Below are 25058 nucleotides of genomic sequence, written 5' to 3'. Positions count from 1 at the left end.
GCTTTAGGGTCGTTTTGGTATAAGTCCTTTGTGAGATAAATGTTTATCAGAAGACAGCTATTTTTACAAAATCCTGATTCCTATAAAAAACTCAAAACGAATAGCCAATACCGAATGAAATCAGATCGATTGAAGCAGTTGTGAAGATAAAATGATTTTTTTCGTACTGGTCAATTGGTTCTCTTGGCATAATTTCTAGTAAAAATGGCATTAATATACCTCGCAGAAATATGCCTTTAGGTCTGGCCTGATAACGATACCCTATTTTTGGAATAAAATCTAAGCCTAAAACTCTTGGGTTTTCTGGTGAACCCTCAAAGTTAACGGCACTATCAAACATCAAGCTCATTCCTAAGTCTAAATAATGTTTTCTTTTACCTCTCAGAAAATCTACCCCGATAAAAGCCGCTTTCAATTTTTTCGCACTGGCATCGAGTGGCAGATAATAAATACCGATATTGGCTATTGTCAGCCAATTCTTTTGCCTTAATACTCTTTCATAATTCAAGCTATAAATACGGGTAAAAGCTGGAGCATTGAGGCTGATAGCATTCTTTTTGAGCCTTAAGGATTCTTTCTGGGCAGAAACGTACAAAGTAGAGTACAAAACTACGGCAAGCAGAAGGTAGATTTTTTTCATATAGTCAGTAGCAAGATTGTTCGTATATTGATAAAGCGTTTCTAAGAGCTACTTATTATATTGTGGGTTATAATTTTCAGGATAAGGTTTTCTATCAACTATTTCAATTTTGTCATACCTAAATACCCTTGCCCATTCAGGTTTTTGGGGTGTTTTTAGTTCATAGGTTCTTGAAACTCCCTCTTTTTTATAAAATTGCCCAGTGAGGCGAAGGTTTCTTGTAAAGTGACCGCTGGCATAAAACTCTTCCGGCACAATCAAACTCGGATCTGCGGCTTCTATAAATATAAAATCATCACTTTTATGATTTTTGGTTTCAACGAAATCAGCGCAATCACAGCTCCACATAACATAGCCCACTTCTATCGTTTCTCTTTTATTACTCAGAAAATAAGGTCTGTCTAAAAATGTTATTTTAGAAAAGGAAAAATAGTAAATCAGTAAACACACAAGCAAAAGCGCGATAATAGCAGATATGCCTATCATAACTTTGTTTAGAAGAGGTTTCTTCGTAGATGTTGTCATAGGCCTGCTGACGAATATTTGATTAGAAAACAATTTACTAAAGCTACTGAGTCAGGGTACCGAAGAGGTTGCAAATAATTAAATTATAACCCTTGCGAAATTTATGTCATCCAAAATTATTGATTTTAATTATCCCATATTTGATGGCAAAAAAACATAGACCAACTTCATTATTTACGCCTATTTTCTTCATCAGATTTTGCTTATGCGTAGAAAGAGTTGAGGGGAGAATGTTCATTTTTTGCATAATGGCAAGATTTGTCTCGGCTTTAGCAATCAAAGACAGAACTTCTTTTTCCCTTAGCGTTAATTGATAATAAGCCGGAGGTAATACTTCATCTAATTCTTTTCGATTTTTATTAGGCATTTGTAATAGTATCCGGGTCACAGCAGGGCTGAAATACTCCCCTAGCTTCATCAACTCGTCAACGGCCAGGCGCAGTTTCTGCATATCATCACTTTTAAGAACATACCCATCTACACCTGCATTAATCGCTTCTCTGATGTAGTCAGGATGTTCTTCAAGCGTAAGCATCAATATTTTTTGAGACGGATACTTCTCTTTTATAGCAAGCGTCAATGCGATGCCAGTCTGATTTTTGAAATGCAAATCAGTAATTATTACATCAACTTTTTCATGCTTCAGGTAATCCAATACTTCTTCAGTTGATTTACAGCGTTTTACGATTTCATAGTTGTCTGAATCTTTAAAAACAGCTTCCATGCCCCAAAGCACCAGATCGTGGTCGTCGGCTGTCAAAATTCTGATGGGTGGTTTCATAAATAAATAGATTAACTGATTGCCATTAGTTGTTGCTTGATGCGTTTGGCGTGCCGTTTTGTAATAATTACTTTACATTGGTCTGCCATACAAATTTCATTCTTTTTTTTAGTGACTTCCACAAAATAAAACCGATTTACAATAGTAGATTTGTGAACCCTAATAAAATAAGGAGGTAATATATTAGAGAAAAATGATAAATGTCTTGAAGACATTAATTTTTTACCTTCAATTGTATAAATACGGGTATAATTACTGTCTGCTTCAAGTCTTGAAATCAGATGAAATGGTAGATATAGTCTTTGTCCGTTCGAAAAAACAGAAAGACAATCTGTTGAGATAGCGGAGGTTAACATTTGGGACTGCATAATAATTGTTGTTTTATAATAATGAATCGATGTGACAAAATTCCTCCTTAATGCACACATCTGCACTCATACGTTTTCTATTCGCAGGCCTTTTTTCTCGAATTTTTTCTATATAAATACCTTTATTTTTTTTAGAATTTTACGGCAGATAAATTCTCTTTGATAATCAAAATTATCATCAGTCTCAACCCAATAATACAATGATAAAGTATAGCGTATCAGACTACATCAAAACACAGATTCTGCCTACCATTCTTTTTTTATTGATGCCCCTGACTGTTTTGTCTACCCCCTATATTATTGATAAAGAAAAAGAAAATCATATACTACCTTATCTGAAAATTTTTGAAGACAAAAGCCAGTTTGTTTCTATCGATGATATTCTTAAGAATAAATCTCTTTTAAGGGCTGTAACTACTCCAGATGGTAATCTTGGTTATAAAAATACTGTACACTGGACTAGCTTTGAGCTTATTAATAAAGATACTACCAATACTCAATGGATAATAGAATTGGGTTATTCTGCTTATTCGGAGATAGATTTATATCTGGTAGATGGACAAACGGTAGTTTACCATGAGTCTGGAGGCGACTGGCGGGGACTGAAGAGCAGACCTATTTCATTTCATAATTTTGTGTGTTATCTGCCATTGGCATATGATAAAAAATATGAGGTTTATCTACGTGTCCGGCCTATTGCAGGGCAGGTAATGATACCTGTTAATATATGGAATGCTGAGAGTTTTATCAATTATGCCTCTCTTTATCATCTTTTCTGGGGACTGTACTTTGGTATGTTACTCATTGTGTTTTTGTATCATGGCATTGTGTATCTGATTAATTATCAACAGAAAGAATATGTCGGGTACCTGTATCTTACTATTTATCTGGCAACTTACATTTTATTCGAGCTCACCAGAGGAGGATGTCTAGGTGTACGATTCTTGTGGCCTGAAGCAACCTGGTGGATAAATCATGGTTTTATAACTTCATTTTTTATTATGATGCTGATGTTTATTAGTTTTTATAGCATCATGCTGAAGATTAATGTAAGAATGAAAGTCCTTTCGACGATACTTAAAGCGATAGGTGCCGGGGCTATTCTGATTTTATTACTTATAGACCTGGATTTATGGGATGTTTCCAAAAACTTAGCCTGCTTTATTTTTGGTGGTATTTCCGGATTTGTTTTGATATTAGCGGCCCTTAAAAGCTGGCGAATAGAAAAACAATTTCACTCAGCCGGTTTATATTATATAATTGCAGCAATTATGATTTATTCGGGCGGTATATTGATGGTCTTGCACCGGACAGGGATCTGGAGAGGTGGGCACTTTATTTCAATGAATGCGCTCAATTTAGGTTCAATTATTGAATTCGTTATGCTATCAGTGGGCTTAGCCCTGAGAATCAGATATGAAAGAAAAGAGAATACCAGGTTGGTAATGGAACGTGAAAGCATCATTCTGGAAACCAAACAAGTGGCCGTAAAACGCATGACCAGTACTATTCATGATTACTTTGGAAGCCAGGCGCTTTATTTACAAGAAAAGGTATTTTCTCTTTCCCGCGATTACATGAATAGTGTGGATAAAAAGCACCTGGAAGAAGTATATACCATTATTGGCGAAATCTTAGATGGCATAAGGCTTCTGGCGCATTATTATATGCCACGTAAACTCAGCGAAAAGGGTCTCAGGCTTGTTCTAGAAGATTTGATCTGGAGATATAATGACTTACACAAGCTTAAATTTGATGCTGTTTTTAGGGGAACAGAAGAAGAACTGCCTGCGGTTGTTCAGGAAGAATTGTATTATGTGGTAATAGAGATCTTTACCAATATTCTCAGACATGCCCAGGCTACCCAAGTGGGGATATTCAGCTACGATGAAGGCCATGACTATTGCCTTCAAATCAAAGATGATGGTATCGGAATGCAACCCGGAGCCAAGCAAGGCAGTGGCTTGATAAATATACAAGACCGCATTGATAGCATCAATGGTAAATTGCAGATAGTTTCAGAGCCTGCCTCAGGGACTACCTTTCTGATTAAGGTACCATTGTCATAGATTACTCCAACAATACAAAAGCTGCCCAATCATAAGGATTGGGATGATCCTGACGGAATTGTTTGAGTGTATGCTGATAAGCCGACCGAACACTCATCTTTTTCGTCAGCCAGTTTTCGTAGAACTTTTGCATAAACCGACTTGTGATTTCATCGTTCACTTTCCAGAGCGACATTAACAGGTATTTTACCCCTGCCATTTTGAAGGCTCTTTGTAAACCAAAGACACCCTCAGCTCCTTTTACATCGCCTAAGCCTGTTTCGCAGGCACTTAAAACGGCCAGTTCCGTATTGTTTAGCACCATTGCTCCTATTTCGGAGGCTGTCAGTAAACCATCTGCCTGATTGGCTATGGGTATTTTACCCTGCCAGGCATGATTCCCCCCTGCTAATACCAACCCTGAGCGTTGCATGGGGTCACCGCTGGTGAGCAAAGTCGGTTCTTTATCAAATCGTAGCTCCTTATCACGTTTGCGACGGGTTAGGGTGTCTTCCAGGAAAAACCCATGTGTAGCCAGATGTATCACCCGAGGTTTTTGAGCAGCATAATACTGAAATGCTTCTTCTGATGCCCGCAAACCTTTCAAAGTATCTGCTTTCCATTTTTGGTTACGCATGATGATTTGGGTGTTGCTTATTTCTTCGTCGGTGGCGTATAAGGGATTATAACTTTCGCCTCGACTAAAGTTATTGACTAAAGTTAAGGTATTGGCTACTCGGGTTTGTTTATAACTTACATTGGCACGCTTATAGGCAAGCGAGTCTAGATTATATTCAATGCCACCCATCAGTAAGGCTCGCTGAGTATAAATGACAGGTTTCCGGGGCATTACCATCTCTCGAGTGCTACGCAGTTGTATAAGTTGTGTGTACTTATCTAAAAGCCGTTGGCGCGGGATAGGGGTGGCAATAGCAGCCATATTAAGTCGATGCAACAGTCCAGAAGGCGAATAATAAATAGTACTCACACCAGACAGTAAACTATCTAATGGTTGCCAGAGTAAGGTATAAAGGCTACGCAAGGGCCTCTCTTTCTCAAGATTTATACCACGATTACTATATCCATAGATACGCTCTACATATTGACTATTACGTTTTTCCTGGCTTTTTAAACTTATAAGGCTATCTAAGGCTTTTTGTTCACATAGATAAACTAAGCGAGGAGCAGTCCAACCTTTGCGAAGCACAAGTGCGGCATAGGAAATGCTATCTGTCCAGCGCTTGCCGTTGTAATATCGAAAATGTACAAATTCAATGGCAGCCTCTTGCGTTTTAAGTTGTTGCTGGACGGCCTGTGGTGTGATTTGAAAGGCGGCTTTAAAATTACGGAAAGCCACCGACCGCCGGGCCATGATTTTATACAAACTATCTGCTTTTTCTTGCATTATCCCAACCCCAGTCCGTTTGGTAATAGGTAGGTTATTCTGGATATTGATACTACGTTTAAGTGCCAGCCATCGTTCATGTTGCGCCAAAAGCACAGTATCTTTACTTTGGCGAACGTAGTTGAGCAATTGGGTAGTATTTTGGAGCTGAATACCTTTCAACAATAAAGTACTTTGATATAAATTATTAAATAATTCTCTATTTTTAGATAATAAACCGACACTAATTGACTGCTCAAAATCAAGATTAAATAATTTCAGTAATCTAAAATTATCAATCTGTTCTTGATCTGCTATACTTATAAAATCAATTAAAGTATTTGCTTGAGAAGCATTTATTTGCAGGTAGCTTTTAATATAACTATTATAATCTCCAATAGATAGATAAAAATGCAATAAATTACTCATCGATGTATAGTAATAAGAACTATTTTTTCCACTTAGTATTTCTGAAATCTTAACACATTTTAAGTAGAGGTCTTTTGCATCTTTTAATCTATTCTGCTTTACATATAATCTTGCAAGCGATATCTGATTCAGAATCATTGGGTACGAAATACTTCCATGGCGTTTTTCTATCAAATTTTGTTTTTCGATAATTTTTGCATAGGCACAATCATACAACTTTAATAGCGTACAATTAAAGGCAAACATATCCAGGTACTGCTCATATTGGCTACCTTTGCCATCCAATTTATCAGTTATTTCTAATAACTTGTCGTAAAGAACATTACTCTTTTCATATAAAGATTGACCTTCATATAACAAGATTAAATGAAATAATGCTTTAATATACATATTGCTTTCAACTCCAAAATTAGCTTCAATCACAGAAAACGCATCTTTGAATGTTTCTTCAGATTGCTTGAATAGTTTTAATCGCCCTAGTCGACTACCTATATTAATAAGAATTTCGGAATACTCCTTACTATTTTTACCGTGTAATACTTCTTGTATTGTTAGTGCTTTTTTATAAAGTTCTAAAGATTTTTCGAATTGACTGACATCAGAATAACTTAAAAAATCTGCATATTTTAGAAGAATGGCAAGATACTCCTGATGATTTTCTCCACTTAAATTTACTTGCTCATTTAGTAATTTATTGTATGAAATATCAGCCTTATGATATTTATTAGCAGATTCTAGTTTTGAAATAAATCGTAGGTATTCTTTTATAAATTTTTTTCTGTCATATCTGAATGAGTTCAGGTTTTCTTCCGTTAATCGAAGCAGCTCTTGGTCATAAGTATCAGCATCATTATAGGCGCCTATTTGGTTATAAGCAATGCTTAAATATGATATCATAATTAAGTATTTTCCACTATTTCTATTTATTTTTTGAGAAAAAATGGACTTCACTTTCAATAATAGGTTGATTGATTTTTGTGGATTCTTGAAAAGATGTATATCAGCTAAATCAATTAAATATTCTGCATAAGTAGTATCTTCCTTACCCGATATTTTTTCTTGAATACATAAAAGCTCTTCAATTAATAAAATAGATTCCTGATAAAAGGTTGAACGATAATTCACTCCATCAAATTTGAGAAAAGATTTATATAATCCAGATTGCTCTCCATGCAACTCCTTACATATTAAACGGGCTTTTGTTGACATTTTAAATGCTTCTTCATCCTTATTTTTTGCTCTAAGGTTACCTGCTTCTTTCCTCAATTGTAATATATTTATAATTGTGTCATTCTCAAAATACTCTTTACGTTGAGTCCCTCTACTATTCCACTTTATCTCTATGCCGTTTTTCTTTGAAGAAAAGAAAGTATTTTCCTGTTTTTTTTTACCGTCTTCATAGTACCACGCGCAAAATCCATCATAAACTATTTCCGGTTCTATTTGCAATATCATGCCCTCAAATTGCAAAGCACCACTCAGATAGTAGTCACGGGCCTTCCCTTGGGGCTTACCCACATTATCAAAAACAATCTTCCTATAAAATGCTATGCTATCAGCAATACTTGTCTCTTTCCAGTTTTTGGTATAGGTGATTATCCATTCACCTATGCGTTTGCCGTCGGTGTTTCGCTGGTTGGGAGCAGTAGGTATGGTTTGGGCATAAAGGCTTGGAGTAGCCCATAGTAATATAGCACAAATGATAAGTGCATGCGCCTTAATGAAGTAGTTTGAGTTTCTCACAGGCATAGTTACAATTTTGGGTTTGCTAGTCGGTAGTAAAGATACTATTCCCGGTAGATTTGCTGGTATGCTAAAGCATAAATTTATCCTGCAGCAATTTTTTTTGAGTGAGGCTGTAATTTTTTTCTGGATTGGGTATTTACCTACGAAATCAAATTAATTCAATCACAAAAACAGAAAACAATGAGAAAATTACTAGCATCCATTCTGGTTGGCTCAGTTCTTTTGAGCTTCACCCAAAACGCTCAGGCACAAGTTGAAGGTATCACCCGACAAAACTCAATAGGAGTCCATCTTCAGCCGTCAAATACTTCGCTGGTTTATACTGGGGGGTACGGTATCAAGGGAATACCTATCACAGTTGGTCCACGTATCCAGACCAATTATCAGTTCGATTATAAATTTCTGTCTTCATTTGTCGGAGCAACTGCCAACTACCACTATGGGCAGCACCTCAAAGTTAATCATGAGAAAATAGACCTCTATGCCGGAGCTACCCTAGGCATGGGCTTGTATGCGAGTTTCTATGACGAAGTTGATTTTGCCACCAATACGCAGATGTACCTGCAAACGGGCGGGCGGTATTTTATCACTCCCGGAATAGGTCTCTATGGGCAAGTCAACCTTGGGGTTAATCGTATTGCGAGTTTGGTCAATGGGACGTCCTTTGAGTTTGGTATTACTTTCAGGCGGAAGTAAAAATAAGTTTAATCTGTACGAAACAGAGCAAGAGATACCTGGCGGTTGGGTAGTGGTGTGGTAGCACTAGAGATAAATACCGTCAGGTTGAGTGAGGGAGACAAAACAAGGTGAGAATGAAATCGTGTGCTGGAATTGGTTTGTCATTTTGGTTTCGCCCGGCAATTTCAGGATTGCTGGGAATTTAACTCAATTAACTAACGATACGCGTGTTGTGGCTGGGGTTTCAGAGAATTGAAAAATATTTTCAGAATCCTTGTAATTATTTGCAAAAACTGTTCTCTACCATCGAAATCAGAAAAATCAATCACGAAAAACAAAAAAAACATGAAAAAACTCATTTTTAGTTTAATGGCCCTTGTGGCTGTAATGGTCAGCTCTTGCAAGAGCAATGAAGACCCTACTCCGGATTTTACCGAAGAAATCCAGAAGATTGTTCCTAAAGCCATCCTGAAAGATGTAAAAGCCAAAGGGATGAATATCAACGAAGGCAAGGTTCCTCCAAGTCTTAAGGGTACGTTTGTGATAGACCCAATGGAATTGCTGAGCCCTTATAACGAAGATGACCCTTGGGAAAAAGGTAAGATAATTGAGCCGTATTATGTTAGGTTCAGAGATTATGATGCCGACAATAATACTGTTTTGCTTGATTATAATAATCAGGGTAGTGACGAGGGAAAAGGCCTGGGGGCTTATGTAGCAGGTAGCGGACGTAAATTTACGATTTTTGCCGAAGCTAAGGGAGTTGCTTCCGGAGTAAGCTATACGACACTCCTGGTAATATCGGGCGAACTGACAGAAGACGGTGAAATCAAAAATTATCAGATGGCAACCTACCTGAAAGAAAAATCTGAAACCGAAGACATCCTGCTAATTCCTGTGAATCAAGGTCGTATCTGGTTTGATAATGACAGACTGAGCAAAAAGACCAGCACCTATAATGGAAGAGTGGCTGCTACAACCCAGCCTGCCAGCATAAAAACATTGCTGAGTACTAAAAAGTAAGAGACAAAACTGCTGTACGTATAATGATGATTGTTATCTTCTGCTGGGTAAATTAGGCCCTTACCTTGAAATTGTCAGCGCTGACATAAATTGTGGATTTGCTGCCTCGAGACAGTGAATCAAATGAGTGAAAAATAACATCTTCTACTCAAACATAACAATTTATGTTACTTTCCAGAATTATCGCTTCCGCAAGCGAGCGGGAGCGATTTGCCCTAATCTATCAATTAGCTTCCAGAGGGCATAAAGAAGTATCTGCCGAATACTTAGAAAAGTCTAAGATAAGAGTGTTTTACTTCTCAGAAAATCCGAAGGTATGGAAGGCAGGTTACGTAATTAATACGGAGCCGGATTTCAGATATTTTGAGGTTTTCGACAATGACACAAAAAATGCATTGTTGGCTCAGAATAAAATGAGTGAAAATGATATTGCCGAGGTTACGTGTATATGGATTGAAAGCAAGGGAATCAGTACTTTTGAGCGACTACAGGTGTATTTCCAGTCAATGATAGATGGTATCCGGGTCGGTAAATCATATATTTTTGGTGGCTCTACAGAACGCAAAGTAATGAAGCTGCAAAAAGAAATCATGCCTCATGATTTTGCGAGTGGAGAAGCCCGGATAGGCGATGAGCTTACTGAGTTTTCAGTCTATTTTGTTGGCCGCTGGGAGAGCCTTTACACAATGACACGGTTTCTCCTGAAACAGTGGTTTAGAAAAAGACCATCAAAACCAAAGGATGAAAAGCCATCTGATAATTTACCCAAAGAGTTAATAGTGCATTTATGATTGCCAGAACGGTGACAAAGCCTTTAGTGCTTTTCACCGTTTTTAAGCTTATTGTCAAAATAAGATGCCTTATAATAAATTTTTTAGATACTTTAAACTTAAGACAGTATACTTCGGAAATTTTTAGTGCGCGCGGTAGTGGTGTAAGGATAAGTTTTTAATAACAGCTTAAAGTTAATACTATGAAAGCGATATTCACAATTCTGTTTCTTATAGTTTTCAACCTCGTCAGTTTTGCCCAGCAGAATGGCGTTACGATTACTCCTGACGATGGTAAATTTATCATTTGTGTACCTGCCGATGGCAAGGTTAAGTTGAAAGCTAAACTTATTGTGCCGGCCAATCACCCCGGTGTAAAGAAGTTTACCGTAAAGTGGGGATCTATGGAATTAAAAGAATTTACAGATATTAATGCTAAACTGGAACAAGACATTGATTTAAGCGAATTTGTAAAGAACTGTAAAAGCGACGAAGCATTTGATGTCAAACTAAAGACTGAGAACGTAGATGGTACTGCCGATAATAATGCATACGAGATAACCTTTAAGAATATTCCTCGCCCGGATTTCAAACTAATAACTGTCTGTAGCGGAAAAGAGGTGACGTTTGTAAACCTTTCTTGTCCACGAACCAACGATATTAAATACTTATGGAATTATGATAAAATCACCAATACAGATGGCAAGTTCACTTTTACCCAAACAGGTACTTTTCCCGTAACCTTAACGGCGACTAATTCTTGTGCACCTAACGGTGTAGCAATTACCAAAAATATTAAGGTAATAAGCCCGGCAAAGGCCATGATTGTAGATTCTGGCCATGTTGCTGTCAGACCGAATCCAGTTACCATGATTGATACACTATTTTACTGTTTTGATAATGGTGGGGGTATTTTCAGAATTGACGGAGTGACAAAATCGGAGGGAGAGCCCGACTATTTTGAATGGCGTATATCCGGAGGGCAATATCAATATCTTGAAAAAACTCATGATAACTCTCCGCGTCCTAAAGTCCAGCTATTAGAAAAGGATAAAATTTATACTATTGAATTACGGGTAAACAATGCCTGCGGTCAATTAAGTCCGTGGGTAAAATGCTTTCATATTCTTAAAGATGTACCGGCGCTTACACTAAATCATCAGGAAGATAGATGTGCAAAATTCACCTATAAGCCCAGTCCATTTCTAAAAGATGCTGTTTATAAAGTAAATGGGCAGTTATTGCTCCCATCAGGCGAATTGCCTGTGGATATTGCCCCTAAACGCTATATTGTAGAAGCAACGCTGAATAATTTATGTGGGAATCAAATACTGAAAGATTCGTTTTTTGTTGCGCCCGCACAAGAGGTGAGTATTATTTCACCCTCACAGAATATCTCTGTATGTTCGGGGGCAGACTCAATCTCTTTAGAAACCAATTTTACTGATGGAACCTGGGATAAAAGCGATTATATCAAATCGATAAATGGTAAAAATTTCTTCTTCCCTTCTGATACTGGTACATTCGTTATCACCTATAGGCACGGAAAAGATATTTGCGAAAAAACCGCCAGCAAAACCATACAGGTAAAAGGTGTAAGTGTAAAGGCCGATGATAAATCTATTTGCAGTGGCGATAGCTTTATCAGACTCACCGCTAATCTGAAAGGTGGTGTATGGACAACCAACGATTGTGCGAATTGCATAAAAGGTGATACGCTGATTCTGACAAATGTTTCGAAGACCAGCCTGACGGTAGAGTATACCATCACCGGCGCGAATGGATGCTCTTCAAAAACATCTGCCCGGATTAATATCGGAAAACCCAAGGCTAGATTTGATCTGAAAGGGGGCTGCCCTGAAAAGATAGCGCCTTTAAAAAACTTATCCAGTGGAGCAACAACTTTTATCTGGACTGTAAACAACAATAAAGTTGATGAAGCCAATGTGATCAGCAGCTTAAAAACAGGCACAAATATTGTTAAATTACAAGCAATAGCTGGAACTTGCTCGAGTGATACTACTGCTACTATTATTATTACAGCGCCTCCCCATTCTATTTCCTTTTCGATTAATACATTAGTGGAGTGTTCTCCTTTTACACCTACTATCTCTGTTACAGACACACCAGAAGCTAATGTTACTTATACATGGGATATAGGAGATGGAAAGCCTGTTAATCAGTTCAATCCGCCAGTTCATACATTCCAGAATTCCGGATATGTGGCTAAAACCTTTACGATAAAATTCAAAGCCGAAAATAGTTGTGGAACAGTAGAAGCCCTACCTCAAACAATTACAGTTAAACCTTTGGCTAAGGCTGAGATTGGAATAGACTCTACGGTCTTTCGGTGTTCTCCGGCTGTAGTAACGCTTACTGATCGTTCGCAGGGAGCCGACTTGGGTAATTGGTACTTTGGTAATAATATACCTGTTCCACTGAAAGAAAAGGTGATAACCCGTGAGTTTTTAGCTGATAGAGATCAGCTCATTAATATGATCATCAGATTGGAAGTAGAAAATACCTGTGGAAAAAGTGCCGATTCCGTTAAAATCCAGATTTATCCAATAACAATAAAGCCCTATTTTGAGATTAGCAAATCGACAGGAATATGTCCGGGCGAAAAAATACAGTTTAAAGATGCCACTACACCTATACCAACGCATTGGATATGGAAAGTAAATGGAGTGGTGTTTGCGAATGACTCCATACCAAAATTTGCTTTTGACCAGGAGAACACCACTTATACAATCATGATGATTGCCCAGAATGGATGTATAAAAGATTCTGTTGAGCGCAAAGTAATAACCAGGAATAAACCTAAAAGTACTCTCAACGTAAAAGGTAGTATTGCTTGTGAGAATACACCATTTACGTTTGAAAACACTTCTGACCCTCAATATCTTTTCAAATGGAATTTTGGTGATAATGAACAGGACTCTTCTCTGTTTCTGGTGAAACACACTTATACAAAAGCAGGAACTTATGTTGTTAAGCTCGATATTTTTGACGCAGGCAAGAGCTGCAAAGACAGTAGCTTTGCCAGGGTTACGGTTTTGGCAAAACCGAAGCCTGACTTTGAAATAGCCAATGGCACTTCATTCTTGTGTTCGCCAGCTACTGTCAGGTTTAATGATAAAAGTACAGACGCAACAGAATGGCTTTGGAAGATAGGAAAAGACAAGGAGTCGACGGCCCGAAATCCTGAATTTGTAATGGATAAAGGGCAATATCAGGTACAATTGACAGTAGGAAATGGTTTCTGTAAAGATTCGGTTATGAGCCAGGCTTTGCTGACCATTGATAGCTGTGTAGTATATCTGCCTCAGGTATTCACGCCAAATAATGATGGCGTTAGTGACAGGTTTAACATTTTTGGAAACGACCCTATGGTAAAGCTGGTCGTTTCCTTACGGGTTTTTGACCGGTGGGGAGAAGTTGTCTATGATGGGGTTGACCTCAAACCCAATACGCATAATGAAGGTTGGGATGGGACTTTTAAAGAAAAAGAAATGCCAGTAGGTACTTATCCCTATCAAACGAAAGTCAGGTTTGCAGATGATTCTACCAGAACATTTACTGGAGTGATAAAACTCATAAGATAAGAGAATAATGAAAATAAGAATCTCAATAAAACTGTTGTTTCTGCTGATAGGTCCATATTTTTTGTCGACAAATATCTATGCACAAGAGCCGCAGTTTTCTCAATTATATGCTAATCCCCTATTTCTTAACCCCGCAAGAGCGGGTTATGAACAATCAGTGAACTCGAATAATGCAGGTGTAAATCTACGATTTGCTTTCCGTAAACAGTGGCCTCAGCTCTCTAGCTCTTTCTCTACGGCAACTACTTCTATAGATGGCTATGACGAAAGTACCAATCTGGGTTTTGGGGCAGCGTTTATCCACGACCAACAAGGCGATTTTATGAAGCAGGAAGGCGTCAGGCTATTTCTTTCATCTCATTTACCTTTAGGCAAAAAAGGAGACTTTCTTCATCTTGGGTCAGATGTGTCGTTTCATCATCTCAATTATTCAACTAATGGACTGATATTTATGGATCAACTTACTGGTGGAGGGATCAGCCCAACTAGCATAGATCCTTTAGCTCAATTACTCTATCAAAAAAACTACCTGAATGCAGGTGTGGGTGGAATTCTGGAGTTACGGTCAGACGACAACAAATTATTTTTTATAGGCGCTTCTGCGCATAATTTAACAAAACCTGATCTGGCTTTCAGGAGTGTATTATCAGCGCCTAGTCAGGAGAAAACTACTATTCCGACACTCTGGGGGCTCGAGCTTGGTTTTCAAAAAGCCTTTCATCTGGCAAATAAGACGGGTCTGGGAAACGGGAATAACCGATGGTCGTCTTTTAGTGCCAATGCCTATTTTAAAAAGCAAAGACAAAGTATGCAATTAGACTTAGGCATAGTCTACAACTTTGATATGCCTTTTATGCTAGGATTTTATTATAGAGGAATACCCATCAGGAGATATAATGATATTATTCAGCAAGATGCTGTGGTAGGCATGGTAGGGATTGTTTCTCAATACTTTTCCCTCAGATACAGTTGTGATTTTGTTATTTCAACACTGAGGCATTCGGGTGGGAGCCATGAAGTTGTGCTTAGCTTTAATTTTGGATCGAATCTCGACCTGTTAGCAAGGCGAAATCAAAGGAGGCAATTAGATTGTGTAAAATTTCAGCATTAAGAATTACTGCACTCAAACGGGGTCACATACAAGAATAACCAAAAAGGTGTCGTAAAATAAATTTATGGCAAACTTTGAGGGGCAACTCATTGCGTATGACGAATTCTTTATAATTTGGTACAGGCAATAACTCAACGATATAAAACTAACTCTGTATGAAAAAAATTTTACTTACGTGTTTTTCATTACTGATAGTGGTGTCAACCATGGCACAGAACCCGAGAGGAGTTCCTGGTCCTGATCCGACTACAGAGCGGTCTTTTAATAATTTATATGCTTTGATTATCGGCATCTCGGATTATAAAAATAAAGATATCGTAGATCTGAAATATGCTCATGAGGATGCAAAACTTTTTTTCACATACCTTCAGACATTTTATTCCGATTTTCTCAAAAAAGGAGATGAAAGAAACTACAAAGTTTTGTTAGATTCTATGGCTACTCAAACTAATGTGAATGAAGGTTTAGAATGGCTATTAGGTAAAGCTACTAACGAAAATGACTTAGTAATTATATACTTTGCTGGACATGGAAATATAGAAAGAGGTGATCCATATTTTTATTGTCATGATGCTTCAAAAATAAATATGAATGCGACAGCAATACCATTTAGCCGAATAAATAAAGATTTATTAGAGTATTCAAAAAGGAAAGTACAATCTATTTTTATAGCAGATGCCTGTCATTCAGGATTAGTAAATGCAGATTATTTTGCAATTAATAAAGCAATGACCGAGGAAATCAGGGAATTAGAGGCCCATCGACTTTTGTCATCTAAAGACAAGCAAGTCTCAATAGAAAGCGATATTCTATGCAATGGACACGGCTTTTTTACTTATTATCTTATTAAAGGATTACTAGGAGAAGCAGACGGACGTGATTCAGATACTAACGAGAAAGATGGAATGATTACAATACATGAATTAGATACGTACTTACAAAAAGACTTATATAGTGCAACCAAACAACAACAAACCCCTAAGATTATAACAAACAATGATAGGTTTATTGTAGGAAGAAAATTAAGTGAAATTCCAGAAGCATTCAATTGTCTTTTAGAGTTGGGCAAATCTTCAGGATTTCAATATGCAAAGCCAGAAGATGATGATACATATATTAAAAAGACACTCTCCAATGATAAAAAAAAGATTTACGATTTATTCCTCTTAGCACTTAAAGACAAAAGGTTTTTATCACCTACACAAAATAATGCCATATACTATTTTGAAAAATTACAAAATGCCCAAGTATCGAAATTATTAATTACAGAAATAACTTCACAATGGAAAGTGGTGTTTGGTAACTATGCTCAAAACTTACTTAATAAATATTTGGCAAGTGGAAAAATTCCGGTTTATCAGGAATATGAATTAGGGGCAGCATTACTAAAAAAGTCCATAGAGTATAGTGATAAAAACGATGAAAATTTATTAGACCTAGAAGCAAAATACACTTTTCTGGAAAATTACGCTCTCCATCGTAAATATTCACAATATGAGATTATTATGCCTAAAAATGAATTAAATCAAATATACTACACCGGAATAGCAAAAATAAAAACACAAATCTCAAAAAAAACAGATATAGCGTATCTACACTATTTACTCGGGAGATTTTACGAAGTAGTGGGTGAAAAGCAAAAATCTTTATTATCTTACACTGTTGCATCAAATCTTGCTCCTAACTGGGACCTCCCCAAATACAGACTATTAGTTTTAAATAAAAGTATTGGTACTTCTTATCGTCTCAAAGAATTCGAAAATCTCACTAAAAGTTCTCCGGAATTTACTGATTTTTATTTAGAAACGGCCAGATTATATAGAGCTTATCCGATAAAGAATTTTGATAAAAGTTTAGAATTTATTCAAAAGGCTGAGAAAAAAGCAATAGAAATAGAAGAAGATAATGCTCATATGGCAGTTATTTACGCCGCATTTGGTAACCACTACTGGGCAATTAAGGACTATAAAAAAGCTGAGGAGTTTTTTCTAAAAGCCCTTTCAAAGAATAACAAATATTCTTATGGCTATGATTTATTGTCTAGTATGTTTAGGGATCTTGGTAAATATTCAATGGCAATTGAGTATGCACAAAAAGGCCTTAGTGTAAATCCCTATGATAATGATTTATTGGATGATATGGCTTGGGCAAATATGAATTTGAAAAAATATGAAGAATCAGAAGTTTGGTTCAAAAAAAAGATGCTCTATGATTCCCTCAACTCATATTCATATTTCACTTTAGCAAGAGTAAATAAGATTTTAAAAAGATGGAGTTTAGCAGAATCTTTTGGTTTGAAAGGGTTCAAAATTGCAGAAGCGAAAAGAGATTCTACTGAAATGTCACGTTGTCTCACAGAATTAGGAAGTATAAAATCCGAGCAAGAAGAATATGCTGGTGCAATACCATACTTTGAACAAGCTATTAAGATTGACCCGACTTACGAATACGCTTATTATTACATGGCTTTCAATTATCAATATTGGAAGAAATATGATGAAGCCATACTGTATTTTAAAAAATATGGCAATTTCGGATATAGCGCAGAGGGAGATATTGCTTATCTAAAATCATTACAAGGTAAACCAAAAGAGGCCATTACCTATTATAAGGCTGCATCAAAGAAAGCTCCCAAAAATAGCGACATTTTGAATAACATAGCTATAAAATATAATGAAATTGGGAAAAAAGATAGTGCTGTTTATTTTACCGAAAAAGCAGTTTTTAATATCGATTATTTTGAATCAAAAGATTATCAAGGCTTATATTCATACTATATGGATAAAGTTAAAACAGACGATTCAAAAATGGCATATTATGCTTTGGGGTTAATTTGGGAAAGAGGTCTAGGCCGTGAAAAGAATCTAAAAGAAGCTGTAAAATGGTACAGATATGCTGCGCAAATGATTTATTGGCCTGCAACTGATCGGCTTTTAGATTTATATGAAAGGGGAAAATTAGTAGAGAATAAAGAACGAATGTTAGAGTTTTTAAAGAATTCAACAACCGGAAAAAAATTTACTATCCCGAGTAAGACACCGGAAGGGGAAAAAATATCAGTAGATATATTCATTACAGATGCCCCAATCAATGAAGCTAACCCGATTGAGGGAGAAGTTAATAGAGTAAAAGAGATTTTTAATGCTCAGATTCCCGAAGAAGTTATCTCATCTTTTGCTAAGCTGTATGACTTAGCTAAAAAAAATAATGTCAGCTTTGGAGCATTGTGTGTCTATGCTTTAGAGGCAGCTAATAAAGAAAAGAAAAATCAAGATGTAGGAAATCATATTGATTACGAAAAAGAAGCGCAAAAGTTTAACCCAGTTTCTCAAGGAGATAGCATTTTAGTAAATACTGAAAGAGCAATCATTGAAAAATATAGTGGTTTGTTAAAAATGGATTTCTCAGAGGCCTATGATTTGGCAATTAAAGGAATTGTATCTAATAATGAAAAAGACGATTTCCTTTTATATTATGTCCTAGGTTATCTTTACGAAACTAGTTCAACAAATAAAAACATTAACAAGGCAATTCGATGGTATATGTACGCATTTCAGATGGGTTATAAGCCTGCATATGTGAAACTTAGAAAACTATTTAGGTTTATTTCAGAATCAAAAGTTGAATGGTTGGATAAAAACTTTAAAAAAGGATTTACTCCACATACTGTTACTGCTTCAAATAATGCTTCAGTTCAAAAATCCTATAAAATCTATTTATTAGATTTCCCATCAGACTTTTCAAATCCCTTAAAACAAGAAGAGGAAAGGCTTAAAGAAGTTTATGAATTTACAATTTCTACAAAAATAGTAGCTGCTTTTAAAACAGTATATGATGCCGCTACGAAAGAAAAAGTGTCGTTTCAGGATTTATACAAAAAGGTAATTGAAGATGAGGAGAGGAAAAAAATCACCTCTAATGATCAGCAACATATAGATTCTGGTATTGATTTGTTGAAGAATAATAAATTGACGGAAGCAAAGGCACAATTTGATGCTGCCATTCAATTGAATGCAAATAATAGTAGAGCCTATTTTTGTAGGGGTGTGACTTATTATTATTTAAAAGAATTCGAAAACAGTAAAACAGATTTAGAAAGGGCTATAAAACTGGTGGACGATAATGCTTCTTATTATGAATATCTGGGAGATGTATACATTCAATTAGTAGATTATACCAAAGCAAAAGACGTATATACAAAAGCGTACGAATTAGGTAATAATAAAAGTAATGGACTCTGTTATAACCTGGCCTGTATTTACTCATTGGAGAAGCGCAGTGTAAAAGCTCTTCGTTTTTTCGAAGAAGCTTTAGAAAATGGGTATAAAGATTTTGACCACATTAAAAAAGATACCGACCTGGATTATATCAGAGATATAAGTCGCTTCAAAGAGCTTGTAGAAAAGTATTCAAAAAAATAATTTCATATTCTTTAAAATTTAATATCATGAGAAGGAAACTATGTTTGCTGTTAGTGTTCGTTTTTGCTATATTCCAAGGTATAGCACAAGACCTAAACCTGGCCCAACGGTTTATAAAGGTGGGTAATACACTTCGAGAAGCGAAGCAGTTTACAGAAGCAGAACGCTACCTGACCCGAGGTAGAGAAACTGTTGAGAAACTGAATAACCGCTACTGGATGGCTGTAGCCTATGAGAATCTGGGGCTATTAAGTAGGGATAAAAAAGACATCAATAATGCGCTTATTTATTTAAGAAGATCGAGTGACATTTATCAATCAATTGGTTCTCAGACGAGCTATACTGTGATTAAACAAATATTATCTGGTCTTAAAAATGAAACGAGCGATCTTTACGGCGGTATTGAAATAGGCTCTAAAGGAGTAAAACTATCGATTATTGCTGTGAAATACGGCGCGGATGGGAAATTGCAATTTGTAATAGAAAAAGCCGATGATACGATTACCGATGCGGTGAAAGGTACAGACGAAGGTTTTAGCGCTACTGCGAAGGCAGTTAAGACCTATCTTGATACTTTAATGACCAGACGGAAATTATCGAAAGATCATATTTTTATTGTAGCAAGTAGTGGAGTTAGCAATGGATTAAGAAAAATGCAGGAGGATGCAAAATCGAACGATTTGAATTTAAAAATAAATGCACTTAAAGCAAAAGTTGAGAATGAAATTCGTCCACAGTGGAGCCAGCCTGTAGAATTTCTGAATGCCAAGGCGGAATCTGAATTAACTGTGCGAGGTACACTTCCAAGCACTGAATGGAGTACCACCGCAACGCTGGATATTGGTAGTGGCAATACGAAAGGCGGCTTTTATGTACTGGATGATTTTAAATATGTCGATTTCTTAGGAACAGTAACTTTTTCAAAAATGGTAGAAAAAAATCAGAATGGGAAAAGTTATGGAGAGGCCTGTAAAACAATAATGGATGAAGGAGTAAAAGAACAGTATATTACGAGTCAATTAGGACAATATCCTGAATTTTATAATAGAGAAAAAATATATGTGCTTGGCGGTATTGTCTTTGCGGTGACTACTTATCTGCATCCTGAACAAATTCTGAATAAGGAAGTTTCTCTTACATATAATGAAGTGAAACAATTCAGAGAACGACTTATCAACGACTATGTAAAAGCAACAACCCCAAGTCTTACTCATATTGATGACACTAAAGTAATTGAAAAAGCAAACAAAGAAATTACTAAGCTAAGAGAAAAGACCTTCAAGCAGAATGAACTTATAGCAGGTACTACATTACTTTTAGGCATTATGGAAGACCTTCGCAAAGAAGATGAAGCAAAAAAATTCGTCTTTAATCGTGAAGGATACGTTGGCTGGATTTCGGGCTATATTGTAAAAGCCATAGAAAAAGATCTCAAGCAAAAGAAAGAAAGTTGAAATCAAAAGAAAATGTTTTGAGCAAATAGGGTAAAGAACAAGTATTACATTTGGTATACGATGAAGGTAAAGAAATAGAGCTATATAGGCGAAATATTCGGAGCCTTCATTGTATATCAAAGTTATCTCGATATTCATATTAAAGAAAGATGTTGGCCAAGCAAGGCACAGGCTGTTCAGAACTGGATTCTACTATCCATAACAAAACTGTAATTCGTATACTTAAATGATTTTATTCAGTATCATTTTTCAATCAAATCTCCCACACTAAAAAACAGGAATTGAAAGAGATATGTCTCTTGTCATACAATTAGTGATAGTATTACTTATATCATCGACAGAAAAAATGTCATAGGATAAATTTATTTAGTTTTCTGAGTCTGAGGTATAGATAAGGTGTAAATTTATGTAAGTATAACAGAGCACAAAACCTGCCATTACGCCTGAAATCAATCTACAAAAATCTAAATTTATGAAATACTTATCCATATTATTATTGGTTTTATCCTGCCACATAAGTATGGCACAAATTAAAATTTTTGATAAAGCAATTAACGCCGTTAAAAAAGGACAGGAAGTTATCAATATATTAAAGAATAAACCAGCAGACAAACCAACGAATAAGCCAGTAGATAAACCTGCAGAAAAAACAAATCCTACTTATAAGAAATCAATTCCTGCAGATAATAATCCCAAAGAATTTGGTCTAAAAGACATACATGAATATGCAAAGACCGGGAATAATCAATTACTATTAAGTGAGTGTATTGAGAAAGGTATTTATGTTGATATACCTACCCAGCGAAGGACTGGGGAGTATTTTCAATCAAAAAGCCATCTGACTCCTTTAATGATAGCTGTTCAAAACGGCAAAATAGAAACCTGTAGGCTCTTATTATTATATGGTGCGGATCCAACAATCAAAAACGCAGATAATAAATCTGCTTTTGACATAGCAGCAGATATGCACTCACAGGATATACTAAATGTTTTAAAGAAGAAAGAAATCCCGTTGCCCGTTCAAAATGGGCAAGAGTTCTTAATCAAAGCCCAGAAAGCATTTAAAAGTGGTGAATATGTCATTGCAAATGCTTTCGGGTGTGCTGCATTTAATATTTTTAACAAAGACGGTGCAAAGAAAAATACCCCCGAAATGATGAGCACCATTAATATTTTAGCAGAGAGTTATGAGAAAATGTTTATTTTATCAAAGGCAGAGTTTTATTATAATCAACTCATCAATATTAATGAAGAACTCTCCGGTAATCAAAGTCCTGAATATGTTTATTCACTCCTTAAACTGACTGATTACTATACTAGAGTAGCACAATTTGACAGGGCTTTTCTACTACTTGCAATACTAAATGATTGGACTATAAAAAATCCGGATAGGGATAAAATGGCTAGTGCAAAAATTGCAGATAGCATGTCACTATTTTTAATTGCCAAACGGAACTATGACGTAACATGGCTTTTAAAGGCACTAAAGGCCAAGAAAGAACTAGTGGGCGAAGAGCATTACGAGTATGCCATATCGTTACTAAATATTTTTAAAGGTAAACCGAACAATCTTAATGAAAAATCCACGAGCGAGAATGTAAAAGGAGCACTAGGAGGACTTATGGCTAATGCCCTAAAAATGCAATATGATAATGTAATAAACTATACTTACAGTGAAGAAGGGAAAAAAGAATTGGCTAAAAATGGGGTTGACACTGCTGCTATATCAAAATCGAAAGACATTGTACAAAAACAACTGGAGCTTAGTAAAAAAGAAAGAGATAAAGAATTCGATGCTGCGGGCAACGCTATGACCGGGTTAATGTATAAACCATTATTTATGATGGGAAGAGAGGAAATAACCTATACCGTTGGTATGGTAGAAAATGTAGTTGTGCAAATAAAAAAAGTAGAAGGAGAATTTAGTGATAATTATTTGGAAGCCCTCAGATTCTTGAGTTTTGCCTATAGTCAGGATAAAAAAATAGCATTGGAGGCAGCTACAAATGATTCAATAACAAAAATAAAAGAAAAAATAATAAATATCAATTACCAACGAGGGCTAGCTTATTTCCCGGATTTTAATTTGTTAAAACACCAGTATCTGTTAGGAGTAGAGACAGAAGAGCCTAAGCCAATAGACTATTGGTTCAAACAAAAAAACATCATTGAAAAAACATATGGAAAGGTACATCCGGCTTATATAAATGTTTTATCAGGTATTAGTAACCATTATACAAGCATAAGTAGCCAGATAAGTGAATATTATATGGCACAAATTGCTATGCTGGCAAGCTATTTAGGAACACATTATACAACACCAGTCACTAGCCAGACCATTTATAATTTATTAATGCCCGACCTTGAAGCACATCGGAATCAATTGAAAAATTTTATGATTATCTGGTCAAAGAAAAATGAAATTGGTACTTCGCATCTATTTAATCTGGTTCTCAACGATAAACAAAAACTGCTCTCAAAGTACCAGAAATTCAAACAAAATGAATTTGTAAATAACAATGCTACAACATCTGAAATAGATAACAGTATAAGGGCATTGTCTGAAATAGCAGGAATTAATATTAACTATGAGGCTATCTATTGTTTTAGAAAAGAAGAGCATACTGAGATGCTTTCAAGAATGTCAACTTTTGCAGAAAACATTGTAGTTTTAGGGAATGACCTTTATAAGCTTGATGCCCCTACTTATTTTGAAAATGGTGAAGAAGTAAATGTGGAGGGCAAAAAATTTGAATGGAAAGCAGTACAAAATAAATTGACCAAAGGTCAGGTCGTTATTGAATATTTTTATCTGGATAAGTCAAAAATCTATCCCGATAGTTCTGCAATTGAATATTATGCGCTTATTTTAAAGCCTGACTCTCCTAAGGTCATTCTGAAATATTTATTCAAACAACACGAGTTAGTTCCTCAGTTAAATCACCAAAACAGGAGAGATTTAATCAGTCTGGCTTATAGGAGTGCGCCAATGAAAGATGCGTCAAATAAAGGTATACCAAATAAAAATGTGCCAAAAAAAGATGCATCAAACAGAGGAATTGGGCTAGATTTGGAAACAAACAATAAGACAGCAATTCTGCCCGGTAAATTATACGAATTATGCTGGAAACCGATTGCTTCTATGCTCGGACCCACCGATACGAGTATTTATTACTCACCTTCAGGCCTATTACACAATGTGTCTTTTGTAGCAATTAACACACCTCAAAGTAAACTTTTGGGAGAACAATACAAACTTACTTACGTATCATCTTCTGAAAAGATATTGAAGGCAGGCGGAAATTTAAAAATTAATCAAAACACATCGGTAGTTTTATTCGGGAACCCACTAACAAAGGCCAGTAATTTACCAGACGCATTAGAAGAGGTAAAAATGATTAATAGCATTTTGGGTTCTAAAACCCAAAAGATTGATTTCTTTGAAGGACAGCAGGCTACTGAAACAAACTTTAAAAAGATTGGATCAAATAGTACTCCACCAACTATTGTTCACATTGCTACGCATGGAAAATACAACGTTGATTCAGTAAAAACCCAAAATATAAACGCTCTCACCCGCTCTTATTTGTTGATGGCTAATGGAGATATTGGTCAGCCATTAAATTTTGAAATAAATGACGATGGAGTGCTAACAGCCCTGGAAGTATCGAATCTGAATTTTTCAGAAACGAAACTTGTAGTATTGAGTGCCTGTGAGTCTGGTTTGGGAACGAATGGTGGTGACGAAGGAGTAATTGGGCTTCAGAGGGCTTTCCGAATGGCGGGAGCAGAGTATATTATCGCCTCATTATGGCCTGTACCGGATAAACAAACCTCAGAATTGATGGAATATTTCTATACTAATCTCAATAGTGGAAAAACAATCACAAAGGCATTTGAACTGGCTCAGACAAAAATGAGAGAAAAAAAGTATGACACCGCTGATTGGGCAGCATTTGTACTGATGAGATAAAATTTTGTAATGGCTTTACTAGCTAACTGGATAACGTCTAATGAATCTGATCTAAGGCAAACGCATATCTTCGAAATGAGATCATTCAATTTTTTTTCAGCT

At 36.1% G+C, this 25058-nt stretch carries 14 protein-coding genes; 9 read left to right on the top strand and 5 right to left on the bottom strand.

The window, feature by feature from the left end; translation table 11 throughout:
- Positions 1-91 precede the first annotated feature (91 nt).
- From ACYVFA_RS15975 to ACYVFA_RS15960, 4 genes are all read right to left on the bottom strand, one after another.
- Positions 92-640, bottom strand: a complete 549-nt coding sequence (locus ACYVFA_RS15975; RefSeq protein ID WP_460472844.1) for a hypothetical protein — start codon at positions 638-640, stop codon at positions 92-94.
- Between the two features lie 48 nt (positions 641-688).
- Positions 689-1198 (bottom strand): hypothetical protein, encoded by a 510-nt coding sequence (locus ACYVFA_RS15970; RefSeq protein ID WP_460472843.1) that lies wholly within the window; start codon positions 1196-1198, stop codon positions 689-691.
- A 73-nt stretch (positions 1199-1271) separates the two neighbouring features.
- A complete protein-coding gene (locus tag ACYVFA_RS15965) occupies positions 1272-1946 on the bottom strand; it encodes a response regulator (protein WP_460472842.1) in 675 nt (224 codons plus the stop codon).
- A gap of 11 nt (positions 1947-1957) precedes the next feature.
- Positions 1958-2302 (bottom strand): LytTR family DNA-binding domain-containing protein, encoded by a 345-nt coding sequence (locus tag ACYVFA_RS15960; RefSeq protein ID WP_460473544.1) that lies wholly within the window; start codon positions 2300-2302, stop codon positions 1958-1960.
- A 212-nt stretch (positions 2303-2514) separates the two neighbouring features.
- On the opposite strand from ACYVFA_RS15960, the gene ACYVFA_RS15955 reads away from it, so the two are divergent.
- Positions 2515-4383, top strand: coding sequence for a sensor histidine kinase (locus tag ACYVFA_RS15955; RefSeq protein WP_460472841.1), 1869 nt, complete (start codon positions 2515-2517; stop codon positions 4381-4383).
- Position 4384: 1 nt separating this feature from the next.
- Here ACYVFA_RS15955 and ACYVFA_RS15950 read toward each other — a convergent pair whose 3' ends face one another.
- Positions 4385-7924, bottom strand: coding sequence for a CHAT domain-containing protein (locus tag ACYVFA_RS15950; protein WP_460472840.1), 3540 nt, complete (start codon positions 7922-7924; stop codon positions 4385-4387).
- A 177-nt stretch (positions 7925-8101) separates the two neighbouring features.
- Between ACYVFA_RS15950 and ACYVFA_RS15945 the strand changes: the two genes are divergently transcribed.
- From ACYVFA_RS15945 to ACYVFA_RS15910, 8 genes are all read left to right on the top strand, one after another.
- Positions 8102-8617, top strand: coding sequence for a hypothetical protein (locus ACYVFA_RS15945; RefSeq protein WP_460472839.1), 516 nt, complete (start codon positions 8102-8104; stop codon positions 8615-8617).
- A 327-nt stretch (positions 8618-8944) separates the two neighbouring features.
- A complete protein-coding gene (locus tag ACYVFA_RS15940) occupies positions 8945-9622 on the top strand; it encodes a hypothetical protein (RefSeq protein WP_460472838.1) in 678 nt (225 codons plus the stop codon).
- A 164-nt stretch (positions 9623-9786) separates the two neighbouring features.
- Complete coding sequence (locus ACYVFA_RS15935) at positions 9787-10413, top strand: hypothetical protein (protein ID WP_460472837.1); 627 nt, start codon at positions 9787-9789, stop codon at positions 10411-10413.
- 182 nt (positions 10414-10595) lie between these two features.
- Positions 10596-13997 (top strand): PKD domain-containing protein, encoded by a 3402-nt coding sequence (locus ACYVFA_RS15930; RefSeq protein ID WP_460472836.1) that lies wholly within the window; start codon positions 10596-10598, stop codon positions 13995-13997.
- A gap of 7 nt (positions 13998-14004) precedes the next feature.
- The gene (locus ACYVFA_RS15925) at positions 14005-15108 is read left to right on the top strand and encodes a PorP/SprF family type IX secretion system membrane protein (RefSeq protein WP_460472835.1); all 1104 of its coding nucleotides are present in this window, start codon (positions 14005-14007) and stop codon (positions 15106-15108) included.
- A gap of 155 nt (positions 15109-15263) precedes the next feature.
- On the top strand, positions 15264-19529 hold the full coding sequence (locus ACYVFA_RS15920; RefSeq protein WP_460472834.1) for a DUF2610 domain-containing protein: 4266 nt from the start codon (positions 15264-15266) through the stop codon (positions 19527-19529).
- Positions 19530-19555: 26 nt separating this feature from the next.
- Positions 19556-20983, top strand: coding sequence for a tetratricopeptide repeat protein (locus tag ACYVFA_RS15915; RefSeq protein ID WP_460472833.1), 1428 nt, complete (start codon positions 19556-19558; stop codon positions 20981-20983).
- Positions 20984-21503: 520 nt separating this feature from the next.
- Positions 21504-24956 carry a CHAT domain-containing protein gene (locus ACYVFA_RS15910; RefSeq protein WP_460472832.1) on the top strand — a complete coding sequence of 1151 codons (3453 nt, stop codon included), beginning with the start codon at positions 21504-21506 and terminating at the stop codon, positions 24954-24956.
- The last annotated feature ends 102 nt before the right edge of the window (positions 24957-25058 follow it).

Source organism: Emticicia fontis (assembly GCF_054779675.1).
This window is presented reverse-complemented; position numbering and strand designations above follow the sequence as displayed.

Coding starts and splice junctions, on each gene's coding strand:
- ACYVFA_RS15945 (WP_460472839.1), top strand. CDS start 8,102: ATGAGAAAATTACTAGCATCCATTCTGGTTGGCTCAGTTCTTTTGAGC.
- ACYVFA_RS15955 (WP_460472841.1), top strand. CDS start 2,515: ATGATAAAGTATAGCGTATCAGACTACATCAAAACACAGATTCTGCCT.
- ACYVFA_RS15910 (WP_460472832.1), top strand. CDS start 21,504: ATGGCACAAATTAAAATTTTTGATAAAGCAATTAACGCCGTTAAAAAA.
- ACYVFA_RS15975 (WP_460472844.1), bottom strand. CDS start 640: ATGAAAAAAATCTACCTTCTGCTTGCCGTAGTTTTGTACTCTACTTTG.
- ACYVFA_RS15935 (WP_460472837.1), top strand. CDS start 9,787: ATGTTACTTTCCAGAATTATCGCTTCCGCAAGCGAGCGGGAGCGATTT.
- ACYVFA_RS15940 (WP_460472838.1), top strand. CDS start 8,945: ATGAAAAAACTCATTTTTAGTTTAATGGCCCTTGTGGCTGTAATGGTC.
- ACYVFA_RS15925 (WP_460472835.1), top strand. CDS start 14,005: ATGAAAATAAGAATCTCAATAAAACTGTTGTTTCTGCTGATAGGTCCA.
- ACYVFA_RS15950 (WP_460472840.1), bottom strand. CDS start 7,924: ATGCCTGTGAGAAACTCAAACTACTTCATTAAGGCGCATGCACTTATC.
- ACYVFA_RS15930 (WP_460472836.1), top strand. CDS start 10,596: ATGAAAGCGATATTCACAATTCTGTTTCTTATAGTTTTCAACCTCGTC.
- ACYVFA_RS15920 (WP_460472834.1), top strand. CDS start 15,264: ATGAAAAAAATTTTACTTACGTGTTTTTCATTACTGATAGTGGTGTCA.
- ACYVFA_RS15915 (WP_460472833.1), top strand. CDS start 19,556: ATGAGAAGGAAACTATGTTTGCTGTTAGTGTTCGTTTTTGCTATATTC.
- ACYVFA_RS15960 (WP_460473544.1), bottom strand. CDS start 2,302: ATGTTAACCTCCGCTATCTCAACAGATTGTCTTTCTGTTTTTTCGAAC.
- ACYVFA_RS15965 (WP_460472842.1), bottom strand. CDS start 1,946: ATGAAACCACCCATCAGAATTTTGACAGCCGACGACCACGATCTGGTG.